This is a genomic window from Paenalcaligenes sp. GW821-LYS-B07-1 (assembly GCF_058803365.1).
In genome coordinates this window covers 905,360-919,659 of sequence record NZ_CM179516.1, presented here as the reverse complement: position 1 = coordinate 919,659, position 14,300 = coordinate 905,360, and the positions used below count along the sequence as shown (strand labels likewise).

Genomic DNA, 14,300 nt, shown 5'->3' with positions numbered 1-14,300 from the left:
ATAAATAAGAATCATTTTCATTATAGAAATGCAACCTGACCACAAGCTGACGAGCAAGCCCTACTGCTGAAAATACAACCGCATCATGCACGGCTGTATACTGACAAAACAGGCATCCCCACCTGCATTACGCAAAATGCGTCGCACAATTGATAGCCCTAGCCCCGACCCTGCACTACCCGGGTCGGCTTTGTGGAAACGCTCAAACATGGTTTCCCACCTTTCTATGGCTACACCAGCACCTTGATCCTGTATATCCAAAACCGCCTGTTCACCCGCCGTATACAGCCTTACTACCACCTCGCCCTGACCATGAAGTAACGCATTTTCTATGCCGTTACGTATCGCATCACGCAACAAAGACTCTTGCCCCCTCACCATTACATGCTCTTGTAGCTGCACCTGTATGCATCGTTGAGCCGCTTCAAACAGTGGCATCAAACCCAGTACCGTTTCGCGTACTAACCGTGTCAGACGCGTTGTGGATGTTGCATGTTGCTGGCGTTCTATATCTTGCTCTTGCCGCGCCAACAACAGCAGTTGGCCTACCAATCTGCTCAACTGCTTAAGCTCACTGTCTATGGCCCGCCAATCTGCCTGACCTTCCGCCCGGTAACGCTGTAGGCGTAAATCTAATACAGCTAACGGGGTACGCAACTCATGCGCCGCATCAGCAATGACTTGCTGTTCTTTTTCGTAGGCATTGGCAAAGCGCTCTAACCCTAAGTTGGCAGCCTGCGCCAACGGACGGATCTCTACCGGTAATGTCTCAATCGGAATACGTAACTCGGGCGACTGTGGCCCTACACGACTCGCTAACCTAGCCGCCTGCTGGACGGGCCGTAATGCCCACTGCAACAAAAACCACACTAGCACCATACTCAGTATTGCAAAGGGCAACAGCACAAACAGGCTGCGAATAAACTGGGCGTGAAATAACGTGTCTAACAGTTCGCGTTCCATGCGGTCCTCTTTAGAGACCATCAAAGTTGCACCATCGGTTAACACGACAGGAATACTGATAAGCCTACCACTCGCTTTACTCCAACTAGGATGCGAGAAGTACAGCCAATTTCTGGCTTCATACTGCTTCAGTTTTAACGGACGCCCTAAAAAACCGCTGTACCAAAGCAGTTCTCCAGTAGCGTCATACAAGGTGTACGCCATAGGGCTGCCCGCATACTGATCTGGCAAATCAGCCGGGGTGCTGCGTGCACTTAAGCCCTTGCCCAGTTCTTGGGCTTGTATATAGATCACACTGCGGCGTATTTGATCTTTAGCATCTAACAAGTACAGCACTACAGCCGCCAAACCCAGCAAAAAAACCAGCCCAAACGACAACAGTAGACGACGACGTAAACTGGCTCTACGCATACTACACATCCGTCACCAGTCGGTAGCCTATACCCCGTACCGTATCCACACGTATGGTTGCACCGGCCATTTTCAACTTACGCCGTAAGCGTGATACCAAAGCCTCTATCGCATTAGATGTCACCGCTTCGTGATTTGTGTATAGCGCATCCTCAAGGTAATCCTTGATCACTGTACGCGGTGAGGAACGCAATAATACCTCTAGCAACATAGCTTCCCGCCTAGGCAAATCCAACGGGTGCCGTCCTACTGCCGCTTGCAAAGACTCTGGGATAAAGCTCAAGTTACCGCGACTCAACATCACCGTTTGTTGAGTTGTGCGTCGCCAAATAGCGCGTAATCGAGCTTCTAATTCTTGCATGTCTACGGGCTTAAGCATGTAGTCATCCGCCCCTGCGTTTAGACCAGCGATGCGCGAAGCAATCGCATCACGCGCAGACAAAATGATGCATGGTGGCCTAGATGCTATGCCTTCCAACAACTGTAGGCCATCCATATCAGGCAACCCTAGGTCTACTATCCAGGCGTCATAATGCGTATGTGCGATCAACTGTAAGGCAGCAGCACCCGACGGCGCGACATCCACCACAAAACCGTAGTGCTGCAGATGCTGCTGCAAAAGTTCGCTAAGAGGGGCGTGATCCTCAACTACCAATAGCCTCATACCGTCTTCTGCATTTCTTATTTGATAATGATTCTTATTATAATAAGAAAAAGAAGATAATACAGAATAAGGCCATCGCACTCCCCACTCATGCTATGCCTTACAACATCATTGGGCCTGTAACTGATCCAGTACACCGTCGGTCGCAAAATGCTTAGCTTGTATGACCCGCCACGACCCTAATACTTCGGTTGGGTTGATCAGTTCGAGGGAATCAAAGCGTGCCGCTGCCTCTTGGACAATAGCCGGGTCCCGCACCCTATAGTTAAATTCGCTCAAAAGGCGCTGCATATCCGACGTATATAAGAACTGTAGAAAAGCCGTTGCGAGCTCTTGGGTACCACGCTCATCTGCCACTTTATCCACCACCGCCACAGGAAACTCTGCCAAGACACTGCTTGGTGGCACAACGATTTCAAAACCCTGATCTTGAAACTCTGGGCTAGCGAGAATATTGCGCTCTTCGAACTCGAAGGTCAGCAACACATCACCCTGACCATTTTGAGCAAAGGCCACAGTTGCCCCCCTACTGCCAGTAGGAAAGTTTTCTACATTCGCCAACAGACTACCTACAAACTCTCTAATTTTTGCTTCATCACCGTTAAATTTTTGATGTGCGAACAGCCACGCCCCCAAGTAGCTATAACGTGCATTGCCTGAGGTTTTAGGATTTGAAAAAACCAGGCTGACATCATCGCGTACTAAGTCATCCCAATCTTTGATATTTTTAGGATTTCCTTCACGCACTAAGAAAGTGATGGTGCTGTAGTAAGGGGAGCTATTGTGCGGCAAGCGCTGTGCCCAGTCCTCAGCCACAATGCCTCGCTCTACCAAGGCGTCTATATCAGTGACCTGATTAAAGGTGACCACATCGACTTTTTTACCTTGAATAATGTCTTGTGCTTGGCGCGAACTGCCTGCAAACGATTGATCTATCTTGATACTCTGGCCGGTTTGTTGCTGCCAGTGCTCTACAAACTTAGGGTTCACCGCCGCAAAGGTTTCACGGGCCACATCGAACGAAGCATTCAATAAGCTGCGGGTTTGCGCCATGACGGTAGAACTGCTTATCGCGGCGATCAGCGTGAATACCCCTGCCATAATCTTCACATTCATCCTCTACTCCACATAACCTTGGCATTACCGCCAAATTATTTATTCATGCAGAGCATTATGGGTAACCCACCATTGAATACGAACGACAAAGTCCTCATGCGCTTATAACTACGACGGTCTCACAGCGCATCCCTACTTTCATGGACATCAAAAAACCACCTCCGCAGAGGTGGTTATGGACGAAAGCACTACCTTCTTACAGCTTCGCCGCGATCACTTCAACTTCTATAAACCACTCTGGTAACGCCAAGGCTTTCACCTCAAACGTGCTGCGTACTGGTTTATTAGGCTGTTCGGATGTGGCAAAAAACTGCTTATACCCATTCATAAAGCCCTCAAAGTCCATGCCTTCGGACCCTGGTGGTGCTACCAGATACACCTGCATTTTCACAATGTCGCCCAACCCCAAGTCGTGCTGCTTCAATTGCTGCTCTATAGATTTGAAGATGTTAATGGTTTGCTCTTCGGTAGTTTTTCCAAACGAACCATCAGCTAACTTGGGGGGTACCACACCACTAAAATAGTAGGTAGTGGCATTACTAGGCACCACAATTGCACTAGCAATAGGAAAATCACCCGTGCTATGGCGCACGATCTCGGCATGGGCCGTACCTAAACCCAGCACTACACTGGATATAACAGCTAACAGAAAACGCATGTCAGCTCCTTAAGCCGTAGCTTTTGCATTCAGGCGCGTAATGGCATCCAAAGAAGATGTCACCGCCCCCTCTAACCAGCCGTTCATGTATGAAGCATGCTCACCGGCAATAACAAAACGACCATCAATAGCGCACAAGGTATCGTAGTACTTGGCACGCTCCTCTGGTGTCCAAGTAGAGTAACCACCCAACGCCCAAGGTACCTTATTCCATGCCACTGTATTACCCGTATCAAACTCTGTTTTCACCTGCGGGTGAATCTGCGAGGATAACTCTACTGCCTTACTTAACCTTTCCTCATTAGAGTAACCAGTAAACTGCTTACCATCATCACCAAAAATATAGCCATTCAGTACAACGCCTTTACCATTGCTCAAGAACGCGGCAGGCGAAGAAGGATAGGCAAAGTGCGTAATAGGCAAGTTAGTCAACGACATACCACCAAAGATGGCATCGTCCTCTTCCCAGAAACGACGTTTGTATTGCACGCCAATTTTCACTACCGATTCGTAGTTCACTGCGGCAATCGCTTCTTTTAATGGTGCACTCAGGTTATTTGTAATAGTGGCCAATCTTTTGGCTGGAATAGTACATACGCACCAATCAGCAGAGACTGTTTTTTCCTCGCCTTTTCTGGTGTCCATATAACGTACCTGTACGCCGCTATCACTTTGTTCTATATGCGTTACCGTCGCATTAAACGCAATTTCTTTAGACAGTACCTTTTCAAAAGCCTTACCTATCATGCTCATGCCACCACGAGGTTCAAATAAGGTTTGTTGAAAATGCTGCGTAAAGTAATAAGCAAAATTTCCCCATAGCTCAGAATTTAGTAAATCACTAAATTTCAATGGTGTAGAAGGATGATAGCCACCCGACAAACCACCACCTAAGAGCTTGTCGTAGCCTCTTCTACTGCTGGACAGATTCCCTTTCACATACTCGTAGTTGTCGTCTAATGCCCCAAAAGTCTGCAACGCCACTAATAACGTTTTGACTTCAGATTCGGATAAGTATTTATCCAGATTTTTTTCATTAGCTACTTTCGCCAACAGCGCAGATATATTCCCATTAAAATCTATAAATACATCACGGAATCGCTGCGGCTTTCCATTAAACCCATCTGTAGAATGCAAATAGGAGTTAAAGTTCATTTGGACAAATAGATCCAAAGTAACCCCCAATTCTTTGCAGTAATGTAAAATGTTTTTGTGATAATACGGAATACGCCATGCACCCATATTAAAAAACTGCCCTTCATCAAAATTACATTTCTGCGTTACACCATCTGTATCCGTAAACTCATCGCCACGCTGAATACTCCATGCTCTCCCCCCAGCACGATTCTGGGTTTCTAATACCTGTACTTCGTAACCTGCTTTTCGCAACTCATATGCAGCCACTAAACCTGCAACACCTGCTCCCAGGATCACTACCTTAGAGCCATTAGGTTTGCCTGTAAGATTTAGCTCTCGTAAAGGGCTTGCCTGCGCTACTCCTATTCCTCCTAGCGTGTTCGCCATTACGGACACTCCAGCACCATAGCCAAATACCTTTAAAATATCTCTGCGTAAATACGTTTTTTTTTCCATAATGACACCCTAGAAGTTAATCAAAAAATCAATAAATAGAAATTAAAAATTAAAAAACACTAACCCCCTCATGAAAAATTAATTTAAATAAATAATATTCATATAAATAACAATTGAACCCATCTGCTACTTATATTAGTATATTTGAACACTCTTTGTTCCTGACCTGCTAAAATTTCTGTATGAGAATGCCTTTCTGAAAGACAAATTCACACAATAGTTATTTTGTAATAGGAAAAGAGCGCTATATAACAAATTCTCACACGAGCTACCATGCTTACTGATATCTTCACTGGCCAGCAACCAACACTTTTCCCTCCATCGCTTACTAAACACTCTATTACTGCACAGCTTTACTCTCTGCCACGTAAGCGCCTGATTATCTCTGCCGTATTGGGCTACACACTACTGGGCACAACGCTAGCTCCGGCGGTTGCCGCCACTAGCAAAGACGAAGCGGCCTTATACAAGCTGTACGATGTACTCACCTCAGAGTTGCTGAGTGACCGACCATTAGAAGAATCATTGGTTGCCGCTTTTCCTATCAAGCGCCCTATTAGCTATTTCGAACAGCAATTCAACGTAGAAACCGACAGTACCCAACTGTCTAAGCCCGATCAAAGCATTAGCCCAGATGAGTGGAAAGCTCTACAAAACTCTGACATCACTGCCTACTCAGAATCTGGCAATATTTCCTACACTCTGATGGACTTGGATAACGATGGCCAGCGCGACCTGATTATCGAAAGCTATATAGGTGGCACAGGACTATTCAGCTACACCGGCATACTTAAACGCACTGGTGAACAATTTGTACCGGCTTCTGTTGCCGCTCAGGAAGATGACTCGTTCATGCCTGGCGAACTGTTTACTGAGAATGGGCGTGGAGCCAACCAATGGAGCACATGGTTGGATATAGACGGGCAAATTTATGCGCTATTTTTTAACGGCACCTTTGGGCAAGAAAAGTTCTACCTCTTACGCCCTTTTCACCACGAGGCCGAAGTGCCTGTCATCACCGTCAGTTATAAAACTGAATTTACTGGCATTACCCCACCCGATAAAAATGCACGTACCAACCCTGCTGCCTATGTAGATCAAGCCAAATTGTTTAGCGAATTAGGCAATATGCAGAACTCCCAAACGGTGACGGCAGATGCTCCTACTCCACTGTGCCCCGTACCGGCAGGCACTGCACCTGAAGACATAGATTCTTACTCTATAGGCTCGACATTGCATTACAGCGTAGATGGTATAGGTAACATACCTGTGTGGGCTGAATCGTCATGTTATGTAGGCTCGGTATACAGCTATTTCGGCTTAGCCCCAGGAGCCAGACGCGCCGAAGCACAAATACTGCTGCGCGACCCCTATACACCAGACAGCGAAGAGCTTTCTGAGATGACGGTGTGGGGCGTTAGAAAATTACATACTATGGCGGTGGGTTGGGAAAAATTCTAACTCCTTGGCTGTTCATCACACCTTATTCATTTTGTATGACCGTAACCGTCCCCTCTGAAGCCATGCTGGCGCTACAACTATTGCAGCGTAGCTTACTCAACAATTTACATTCAGTTTACTTGCATGGCTCTGCCGTCACGCAAGGGCTACGCCCACGCAGTGATGTGGATGTGCTGGCGTTTGTTCATCAGCCACTTTCCACAGAAGTTCGCCAACAGTTAGCGCATGCACTACTACAGATTTCTGGCCACTACCCTACAGATAAGGCTGGACGACGCCCCCTAGAAGTAATGATTTTTGTGGTGGATGATCCTAACGTGACTCGCTACCCTGCACGTTGTGATTTCATCTATGGCGAATGGCTACGGGCAGACATAGAAAACGGCATCATTGAGGACGCCAGCGCCGATCCTGAATACACGTTGATTTTGGCTCAAGCTGAACGGGCTGTGCTGCCGTTGTATACGGCTACTCGCAACTCACAACTACCCGCCATTCCCGCTTCTGATATACAGCAAGCCATCAGGGATTTACTGCCCTCATTAGTGGCGTCCGCTGAGGGTGATGAGCGCAACGCGCTGCTAACGCTAGCACGTATGTGGTACACCGCCAGCACAGGTGAGTTTGCCTCTAAAGACCACGCCGCCACTTGGGCCGCTGAACGCGTGGAAGCTGAGCACGCAGAGCTGCTACGCTATGCCAAAGATGGTTATGTGAATAGGATGGTGGAGGAATGGGCAGCGAAGTCTGAGCTTCTGAGCAACACCCTGAGCATCATGGAAAAACACATTCAGCAGCGACTACAAAACGCATAAATAACACGCAAGACCAGTCGCGCGCCACTTCTTGTCTATGCCTCGCCGCATAGCTCCAATAACTCACCTAGCAACGCTTTCTGTGACTCAGGCGCTTGCTTATGCTCTTTACGCAGCGCCGCTTCAGAGCCCCAGATAAAGTACACCAATGTTTGCAGGGCATAGCTATCCAGCGTGCGGCTTTGTTCTAGCAATAACTGCAACGCCTCTACGCTTTCAAATACAGGGGCTACTCTGGCTTTAAAGCCGCCGTTCACACGCCCTATGCCATCCACCACAATTGCACTGTTGGCTACGGTCATGCCACGTTGTTCTAGCAAGGTTTTGAGAAACTGCTGATGCACCATTTGATGCTCATCATCCACCTGCTGCAAGTACTGCTGTAACAAGGGCAAATAGCATTCATCCGCCAATGCCAACGCAAAAACAGCATAGCTGCCAGGCATGGCGCAATATTCGTTTTCTTGGTCGTTGTACCACTCATACTCTTGCATGGCAGTAGTCGCGTAGCGCTCTAATTCTGCATACAGCTCTGGATACTGCACCGCATTTGCAAAAAACTGCAGGGTTTTGCCTTTACCTAATTTAGGTACAGGAAAAGTAGCTTTAGCTTTGCTGCTTAAGAGTATTTTGTAGCTGTGTGGAAAACCTTGCTCCAACACATTGCTGAGAAAACTCAAGGCTGCGGCATAGGCTGCGGCACCTTCACGCAGAATCTTGATTTTGACCTGTGCTTGCACATCATTGGCAAGGCACTCTACATCGTCAGTGCGCAATGTCGTATAGGCCGCATCGATTAAACCGCTACCGGTTTTTAATAGTTCATACGCGCGTTGATAGCCCAGCTCACACGCATTTTGTAAATACGCCATGCCAGTATCACGGCTGTAGCTAGGCTCGTATTGCAAGATCAACACGGCGATAAATGCTAATAGTTCTACTGCCGCTTGATCCTCTGCCGCAAACGCTACCCTGTTACGCACACCTATGTCGTGATCGGGCACCACAGAGAAGAACATGGATAACCCATACAGCGGCTCTACTGTGTCAAAATAACGTGGCAGAAACACCCTGTTTGCCCAATGCTTCAAGGTGGTCAACATGGTATTGCGCACTTGTATCAAGCGTTTAGGAGATACTTTGCTTAGTTCAAGAATGGTTTTACAGGCACGTTCGGCCTGCGCCGCATCAATGACGGGATACAACTGGGGACTGAGTAAATGCTGCACTAAGAACATCACGTCCAAATCTTTGGGCGGATGCTTCCCTTCCCACACATTTTTGTTCAGATAATCGCCTATACGCTGACGTAAGGTGACTTGCCTAGCCTCATCTACATACGTCAGCAAAATACCATGCGGCACTAAGGCCGGACCAAACTGTGCTGGGTACAACAACTGCACCACTACGCTATGCGCCCAAAATGCATCGCCTTTTTGTGAATCCAACCACTCGTACACTGCCTGACGCAAAGCGGGAATAAGTACCTGCGGTAGTTGCTCGGCTGTCCAACGCGGCTCTACCTGCTCTACTACGCTGTATTCTTGTGAGGATAACTGCACCGTGATACGCATTTTATTTGCGTCAACGGTGTTCTCAAGGCTGATGCCCAGCTCATCAAACATGCCATCTTGCAGCGTGCTGCGACTGACTATGCTTTCAGGGGTGCCATTCAATTCGCCCCGCTTGTGGGTGACTAATTGATTGAGTGCAGTGATGATGGTGGTGACAAATGCGGTGGGCTGGTTCATGGCATACCTGACTATTTTCTAAGCCACGATTTTGCCACAGTACGCCTAGGAAATTGTAGCAATGGGTTTGCACTGCCCTGTAGGAATCACCGCAAACCCTAGATCAATACTCATCAGCCTTCTGCGCCATCGGCCCTAATGGTCAACAACGGTTTGCTGTAGTGGTACAAGAAAATCGCATACGCTACGCCCCACAAGGTCACGCTTGCGTCATATACCGGCAAAGCGATGGTAGGGAATAACGCCAGCAATGGCCCACGCACTACTGCAGCAATCAGCATGAACGCTAATGCCAACCCTATACCAGGCAAAGTTTTAATAACCCTACCGGTATGACCCAAACTCACTCTCGCCATCATGGCCAGAATCATGGTAGACATGGCACCGATGGTGAGTGCATGTATAGCGATTTCAGTACGCATCCAGCCTAACAGAGCCCCCGCCCACAGTAACAAACCAATGGCGATGAAGTAGTAACTGGCATGCAGCCCCCACAGCAATGGCTCATGCCAACAGCGCTGACCTTCCCAGCGTAGTGCTCGCCATGCATTACAAATAGCGGCAGCCACACACACTACAGCCATCACAGTAGGTGATACATTCACACCGAAGATCGCCAGAATCTGCCAAATCACCAGTGCTAACACCAACAGTATTGACCCCAGCTCTAGGCCTTTACGCGGTTTCACTGCATCGCGATTGAGTTTTCTGGAAGTGAAAAATGGGATGACTCGGCCACCTAGAATCACCATCAATACGGTGATGAGCAAGATACCCATGTATACCGAGTGCTGTGTTAGCGCTAAATCTGCACGCCATGCACCCACATGCATGCCTATGTTCGCTAAGGCTAACAAGGTCAAAATAGGCACAAACATCATGTTGCGCCACAGTTTGGCACGCGCGACCAGCCAGCCCATGATTAGCGCTACCACTGGTAAAAAGGCTATGTCTACAAGGCCTGCCACCACCGTTAACCCTTGAGGAGGAAAAGCCATCAAGACCCGTCCGGCTAACCACAGCAGTACCAACAACAATAGTGGCACCCCCGTCAAACTAGGCATGCCTGTCCAGTTACGTACGGCTGTGAGTAAAAAACCTGCTACTACCGCCGATACGAAGGCAAACAGCATTTCATGCTGGTGCCACCACAGCATAGAGCCATACGGCTGCAATAGCACTTTGCCATGCCAGAACAGTACCCATACCACCAAAAACACCACGCTACTTAAGGCCGCCAGAAAAAAGAAAGGCCTAAACGCCAATGCCTTATGAGGCATCCACCCTTTAGTCATGCTGCTATCGTGTGCCATCACTTACTCCGCCACCCAAAACATGCATCGTTGATGCGTTAGCCGCTACTCTTCTGCCGCCAAACCATGCTCCACGGCATAGACTGCAATTTGTACCCTGCTGGTTAAATCTAGTTTCTTCAAAATATTCTGTACGTGAATTTTGACGGTGCTTTCCGCCACATTCAGCTCACGCGCAATGGCTTTATTGCTATCGCCGCGTACCAAACACTGCATGATTTCACGCTCGCGTTGAGTAAGGCGATTTTGCTGCTCATCACGCTCTTTGTTGCTGGCCACATTGGTGCCATGCTGACGGAACTGTTCTACCAACTTCACCGTCATCTGATTATCAATGACCGGCTCACCTGCGGCTGCTTTACGTATGGCAGAAGTCAGTGCTTCTACATCCATGTTTTTCAGCAGATAGCCTCTGGCACCGTAGCTCAGTGCTTGCGCTAACTCAGCCGCCTCTTCCGAAACGGTCAGGATAATCACGGCACAGTCGGGCAGCTCTTGTACCAACAACTGCAAGGTATCTAGCCCAGATAAGCCGGGCATGTTTAAGTCCAGCAAGATCACATCGGGCTTCAATGACGTCGCACGCTTTAAGCCCTCAGCCCCATCCGCTGCCTCACCCACTACGTCAAAATCGTCTTGACGCATCAACAGCAGTTTGACGCCTGAGCGAAACAAGCTGTGATCATCAATCAATAAAATGCGTATGTTGCTCATCTTCTTATCTCTAGTTAGGTCATTGACCTGCTTGTAGCGGTTGGTTCTTTGGTGTGTCAGGTCGGGGATAACTGGACGTTAGTATGGACAATACCAATGACACTTTTGCCCCCTGACCAGGAGTAGAAACCTGCTCTAAGGTTGCGCCTATACGCGCAGCACGCTCCTTCATAATGCGTCGGCCTAACTGTTCCCTGGCTTCATGCCGTAACGCACTTTCATCGTAACCCATACCGTCATCAATCACCTGCAAGGTGAAATCCGCCCCCTCATGAATCTGGATTTTCACTTTGCTCGCGTGCGCATGTTTACGCACATTGGACAGCGCTTCTTGCAGAATAAACAGCACCTGCAACTGCTGTTCTTGCGTTAATGCGGTACCCTCGTCCAGCCCTTCGGTATCCAACTCTACCAAGACATCCACTTGTCTCTGGAAACGCTCAATGGTTTCACATACAGCATCTAACAACTCACCTTCGCCCAACTTACTGCGGAAGTTACTTAATAGCTCGCGTACATCCTGATAGCTTTCGTCTACCCCCGCACGCAGTAAAGGCAATATCTCTTTGGCCTCGTCAATCTTGTCATTTTTCAGTGATTGATCCAGCATTTGCAGCTGCAAATTCAAGAAGTTCAGCCCCTGCGCAATGCTGTCGTGCAAACCTTGGGCGAACAAGTTACGCTCTTGCTCCATCGCTAACTGACGGGTTTGGCCTAATAAGCGACGGTTCTGTAAGGCTACGCCTAGGTGCTTACCTAAGGTTTCCAACAAATGGCGCTCGCTGGCACTGAGCTTACGAGTTTCTTTGAAATGCAACGAGAAGGACCCCAACACCTCGTCTTGCGCCATGATCTGAAACACATTCAAGCTATGGAAACCATCATCAAAACAATGAAAAGCCTCGGGTGCATGGATGCGAGTTACGTCTTGAATAGACACCGTGCCACTGCGTGTAGCCTGCCCACAGAAACACGAGCCCGCTTTAATACACGACTCGTGCTGCTCATGCGTGGCTGATAAACCTTGGGCCAACACCAAGCGCAAATTATCGTGACGTGGATCCAAGGTACGAATCGTACCGCCATCTGCATTGAATTGACGCATGATGCGATCTAGAAAACCTCGGCATACCTCTTCCACTTCGCGCGGTTGGCTCAGAAATGCCGCCATCTCATACAACGCTGATAACGATGCATTACGTAGCGCCAACTGTTGAGTTTTTTCTTCTACTCGGCGCCCTAAATCTACGTACAAACTATTAAGCTCTTTAGCCATCAGATTAAAACCTTCAGAGAGCTCACCAAACTCGTCGCGTCGCTGCACTGGCAACGATACGGAAAAATCTCTATCTGCCATACGGGCTACACCACTGCGCAAGGCCGATATGGGTAAGATAATCCACTGATACACCAAGTAAATGAGTGCAGTTGCCCCTGCCACAGCAATCACCAACAAGATTACCTGCAACAGTCGCAACAAGAAGGTTTTTTGGGCATTGTCGACTTCTATCAAATGCACCAACAAATCGGCTTTAGAGATGAATTCTGGCAGGGCAATTTGGTAGCGTTTAGCAGTATCACCTTTCAAGGCTAGGTGCACGCTGGCTGCCATCTGCATATGCCAATATTGTGTCACCTGCTCTAACTGCGCATGCACCATAGGATCACGTGGTAACAACAAGGGGCGGCTTGGATCACCCTCACGCAACTGCTGTAACACAAAAGCTTGTCTGTTGAGTTGCCGTTCTAATCGTTCAGTCGCTGCACCGGTGGGATCACGACTCAAAGCCTCTAATGACAGGGCCACCTGATTCGCGCGCATACGCAGGGCACCAGCATCATTAATGGCCGCTGCGGCCCCTTCCATTTGCCACGACAACCACAACGTACTACCAATCATGGCCAAAAAAATGGCGAGAGCGACCGCTACACTTACTGTTAAGCGTGTAGAAAGTCGCTCCCACCATTTCAGGTGATCCAGCGAAGCCAACTGGCTTTTATCCATAGCGATGCCTCATCGTAAAAGGATGATGCCTACAGCTTACACCGATGGCCACACTGCCGCGTTGCTTCACCTTTACCTCGCACTACTGCATTAATGGGCTATCTGCTGCTACAAAATGCTCCAACCCTTCTATGCGAGCCTGACCCGCTAAGCGTTGTAGAAACTGCCGCCATGCTATGTCTTGATTCGCCGAGCGCAAGGCGTCGCGTATGCTGTCACAGACTTTTTCATACGGTAGCACCTTCCCCTCTGCTCGCCGTAACACCCTTACCACATGTAGGCCGTGTCGCGTTTCTAGTAGACGGGGTAAAACTTGGCCCTCAGGCATCGCAAAGACTACACGTTCAAACTCAGCCACAGTTTGCCCTCGTGACAACTGCCCTAAGCTACCCCCTACCGCTGCCGAACTGCAGTTAGAAAACTGCTTCGCCAGTACAGGAAGTTGTGCTGGGTCACGCAACACTTCATCCAATACATCTTGGGCGCGCTGACGCAGGCTTTGCAAATCTACATCAGGCGTTACCTGAAATAAGATATGCTCGGCTTCCAAGCACTCGCCCACGGTGAAATGTTCAGGGTGCTGTTGATAGTGGCGTCTGCAGGTATCTTCATCAGGTTGCGGCAAACTCACTTCTTTAGCGAGCAAAGCATCAATCACTTGCTCGTCAGTCTCGGCATACACACCTAAACGGTTTGCTTCATCCAACAACAAACGTCGTACCACCAAAGTATTTAAGGCCATTTCTAACGGGTTTTCTGTATCTTGGTGGTAGGTTAGTTCTTGCTCAATTTCAGCGTCTGTTAACTCAATACCGTTTACTTTGACTCCCATGAAC

Annotated in this window: 12 protein-coding genes; 2 read left to right on the top strand and 10 right to left on the bottom strand. The window is 48.5% G+C overall.

Translation table 11 applies throughout. From position 1 onward, the window contains the following. Positions 1–60 precede the first annotated feature (60 nt). From AC3QL0_RS04330 to AC3QL0_RS04310, 5 genes are all read right to left on the bottom strand, one after another. Positions 61–1,374 (bottom strand): sensor histidine kinase, encoded by a 1,314-nt coding sequence (locus AC3QL0_RS04330; protein WP_493010244.1) that lies wholly within the window; start codon positions 1,372–1,374, stop codon positions 61–63. A gap of 1 nt (position 1,375) precedes the next feature. Then, positions 1,376–2,038, bottom strand: coding sequence for a response regulator transcription factor (locus AC3QL0_RS04325; RefSeq protein WP_493010243.1), 663 nt, complete (start codon positions 2,036–2,038; stop codon positions 1,376–1,378). Positions 2,039–2,146: 108 nt separating this feature from the next. Continuing rightward, complete coding sequence (locus AC3QL0_RS04320; protein ID WP_493010242.1) at positions 2,147–3,154, bottom strand: sulfate ABC transporter substrate-binding protein; 1,008 nt, start codon at positions 3,152–3,154, stop codon at positions 2,147–2,149. A 196-nt stretch (positions 3,155–3,350) separates the two neighbouring features. Next, complete coding sequence (locus tag AC3QL0_RS04315) at positions 3,351–3,812, bottom strand: RidA family protein (protein ID WP_493010241.1); 462 nt, start codon at positions 3,810–3,812, stop codon at positions 3,351–3,353. Positions 3,813–3,821: 9 nt separating this feature from the next. Beyond that, positions 3,822–5,405 (bottom strand): flavin monoamine oxidase family protein, encoded by a 1,584-nt coding sequence (locus AC3QL0_RS04310; RefSeq protein WP_493010240.1) that lies wholly within the window; start codon positions 5,403–5,405, stop codon positions 3,822–3,824. 273 nt (positions 5,406–5,678) lie between these two features. Between AC3QL0_RS04310 and AC3QL0_RS04305 the strand changes: the two genes are divergently transcribed. Together AC3QL0_RS04305 and AC3QL0_RS04300 are read left to right on the top strand one after the other, a co-directional pair. Further along, on the top strand, positions 5,679–6,866 hold the full coding sequence (locus AC3QL0_RS04305) for a hypothetical protein (RefSeq protein ID WP_493010239.1): 1,188 nt from the start codon (positions 5,679–5,681) through the stop codon (positions 6,864–6,866). Positions 6,867–6,901: 35 nt separating this feature from the next. Next, on the top strand, positions 6,902–7,681 hold the full coding sequence (locus AC3QL0_RS04300) for an aminoglycoside adenylyltransferase family protein (protein ID WP_493010238.1): 780 nt from the start codon (positions 6,902–6,904) through the stop codon (positions 7,679–7,681). A 35-nt stretch (positions 7,682–7,716) separates the two neighbouring features. Here AC3QL0_RS04300 and AC3QL0_RS04295 read toward each other — a convergent pair whose 3' ends face one another. The 5 genes from AC3QL0_RS04295 to AC3QL0_RS04275 all read right to left on the bottom strand — a co-directional run bounded on the left by AC3QL0_RS04295 (position 7,717) and on the right by AC3QL0_RS04275 (position 14,296). Further along, on the bottom strand, positions 7,717–9,432 hold the full coding sequence (locus AC3QL0_RS04295; protein ID WP_493010237.1) for a DUF6138 family protein: 1,716 nt from the start codon (positions 9,430–9,432) through the stop codon (positions 7,717–7,719). A gap of 113 nt (positions 9,433–9,545) precedes the next feature. After that, positions 9,546–10,745 (bottom strand): NnrS family protein, encoded by a 1,200-nt coding sequence (locus AC3QL0_RS04290; RefSeq protein WP_493010236.1) that lies wholly within the window; start codon positions 10,743–10,745, stop codon positions 9,546–9,548. 45 nt (positions 10,746–10,790) lie between these two features. Further along, positions 10,791–11,459, bottom strand: a complete 669-nt coding sequence (locus AC3QL0_RS04285) for a response regulator (RefSeq protein WP_493010235.1) — start codon at positions 11,457–11,459, stop codon at positions 10,791–10,793. A gap of 19 nt (positions 11,460–11,478) precedes the next feature. Then, a complete protein-coding gene (locus AC3QL0_RS04280) occupies positions 11,479–13,464 on the bottom strand; it encodes a type IV pili methyl-accepting chemotaxis transducer N-terminal domain-containing protein (protein ID WP_493010234.1) in 1,986 nt (661 codons plus the stop codon). Positions 13,465–13,546: 82 nt separating this feature from the next. Continuing rightward, positions 13,547–14,296 carry a peptidylprolyl isomerase gene (locus tag AC3QL0_RS04275; protein ID WP_493010233.1) on the bottom strand — a complete coding sequence of 250 codons (750 nt, stop codon included), beginning with the start codon at positions 14,294–14,296 and terminating at the stop codon, positions 13,547–13,549. Between the last annotated feature and the right edge of the window lie 4 nt (positions 14,297–14,300).

Bases quoted from the DNA above. Each gene is read 5' to 3' on its own strand.
- AC3QL0_RS04330 (WP_493010244.1), bottom strand. From the start codon at position 1,374: ATGCGTAGAGCCAGTTTACGTCGTCGTCTACTGTTGTCGTTTGGGCTG.
- AC3QL0_RS04280 (WP_493010234.1), bottom strand. From the start codon at position 13,464: ATGGATAAAAGCCAGTTGGCTTCGCTGGATCACCTGAAATGGTGGGAG.
- AC3QL0_RS04310 (WP_493010240.1), bottom strand. From the start codon at position 5,405: ATGGAAAAAAAAACGTATTTACGCAGAGATATTTTAAAGGTATTTGGC.
- AC3QL0_RS04295 (WP_493010237.1), bottom strand. From the start codon at position 9,432: ATGAACCAGCCCACCGCATTTGTCACCACCATCATCACTGCACTCAAT.
- AC3QL0_RS04320 (WP_493010242.1), bottom strand. From the start codon at position 3,154: ATGAATGTGAAGATTATGGCAGGGGTATTCACGCTGATCGCCGCGATA.
- AC3QL0_RS04305 (WP_493010239.1), top strand. From the start codon at position 5,679: ATGCTTACTGATATCTTCACTGGCCAGCAACCAACACTTTTCCCTCCA.
- AC3QL0_RS04300 (WP_493010238.1), top strand. From the start codon at position 6,902: ATGACCGTAACCGTCCCCTCTGAAGCCATGCTGGCGCTACAACTATTG.
- AC3QL0_RS04325 (WP_493010243.1), bottom strand. From the start codon at position 2,038: ATGAGGCTATTGGTAGTTGAGGATCACGCCCCTCTTAGCGAACTTTTG.
- AC3QL0_RS04285 (WP_493010235.1), bottom strand. From the start codon at position 11,459: ATGAGCAACATACGCATTTTATTGATTGATGATCACAGCTTGTTTCGC.
- AC3QL0_RS04315 (WP_493010241.1), bottom strand. From the start codon at position 3,812: ATGCGTTTTCTGTTAGCTGTTATATCCAGTGTAGTGCTGGGTTTAGGT.
- AC3QL0_RS04275 (WP_493010233.1), bottom strand. From the start codon at position 14,296: ATGGGAGTCAAAGTAAACGGTATTGAGTTAACAGACGCTGAAATTGAG.
- AC3QL0_RS04290 (WP_493010236.1), bottom strand. From the start codon at position 10,745: ATGGCACACGATAGCAGCATGACTAAAGGGTGGATGCCTCATAAGGCA.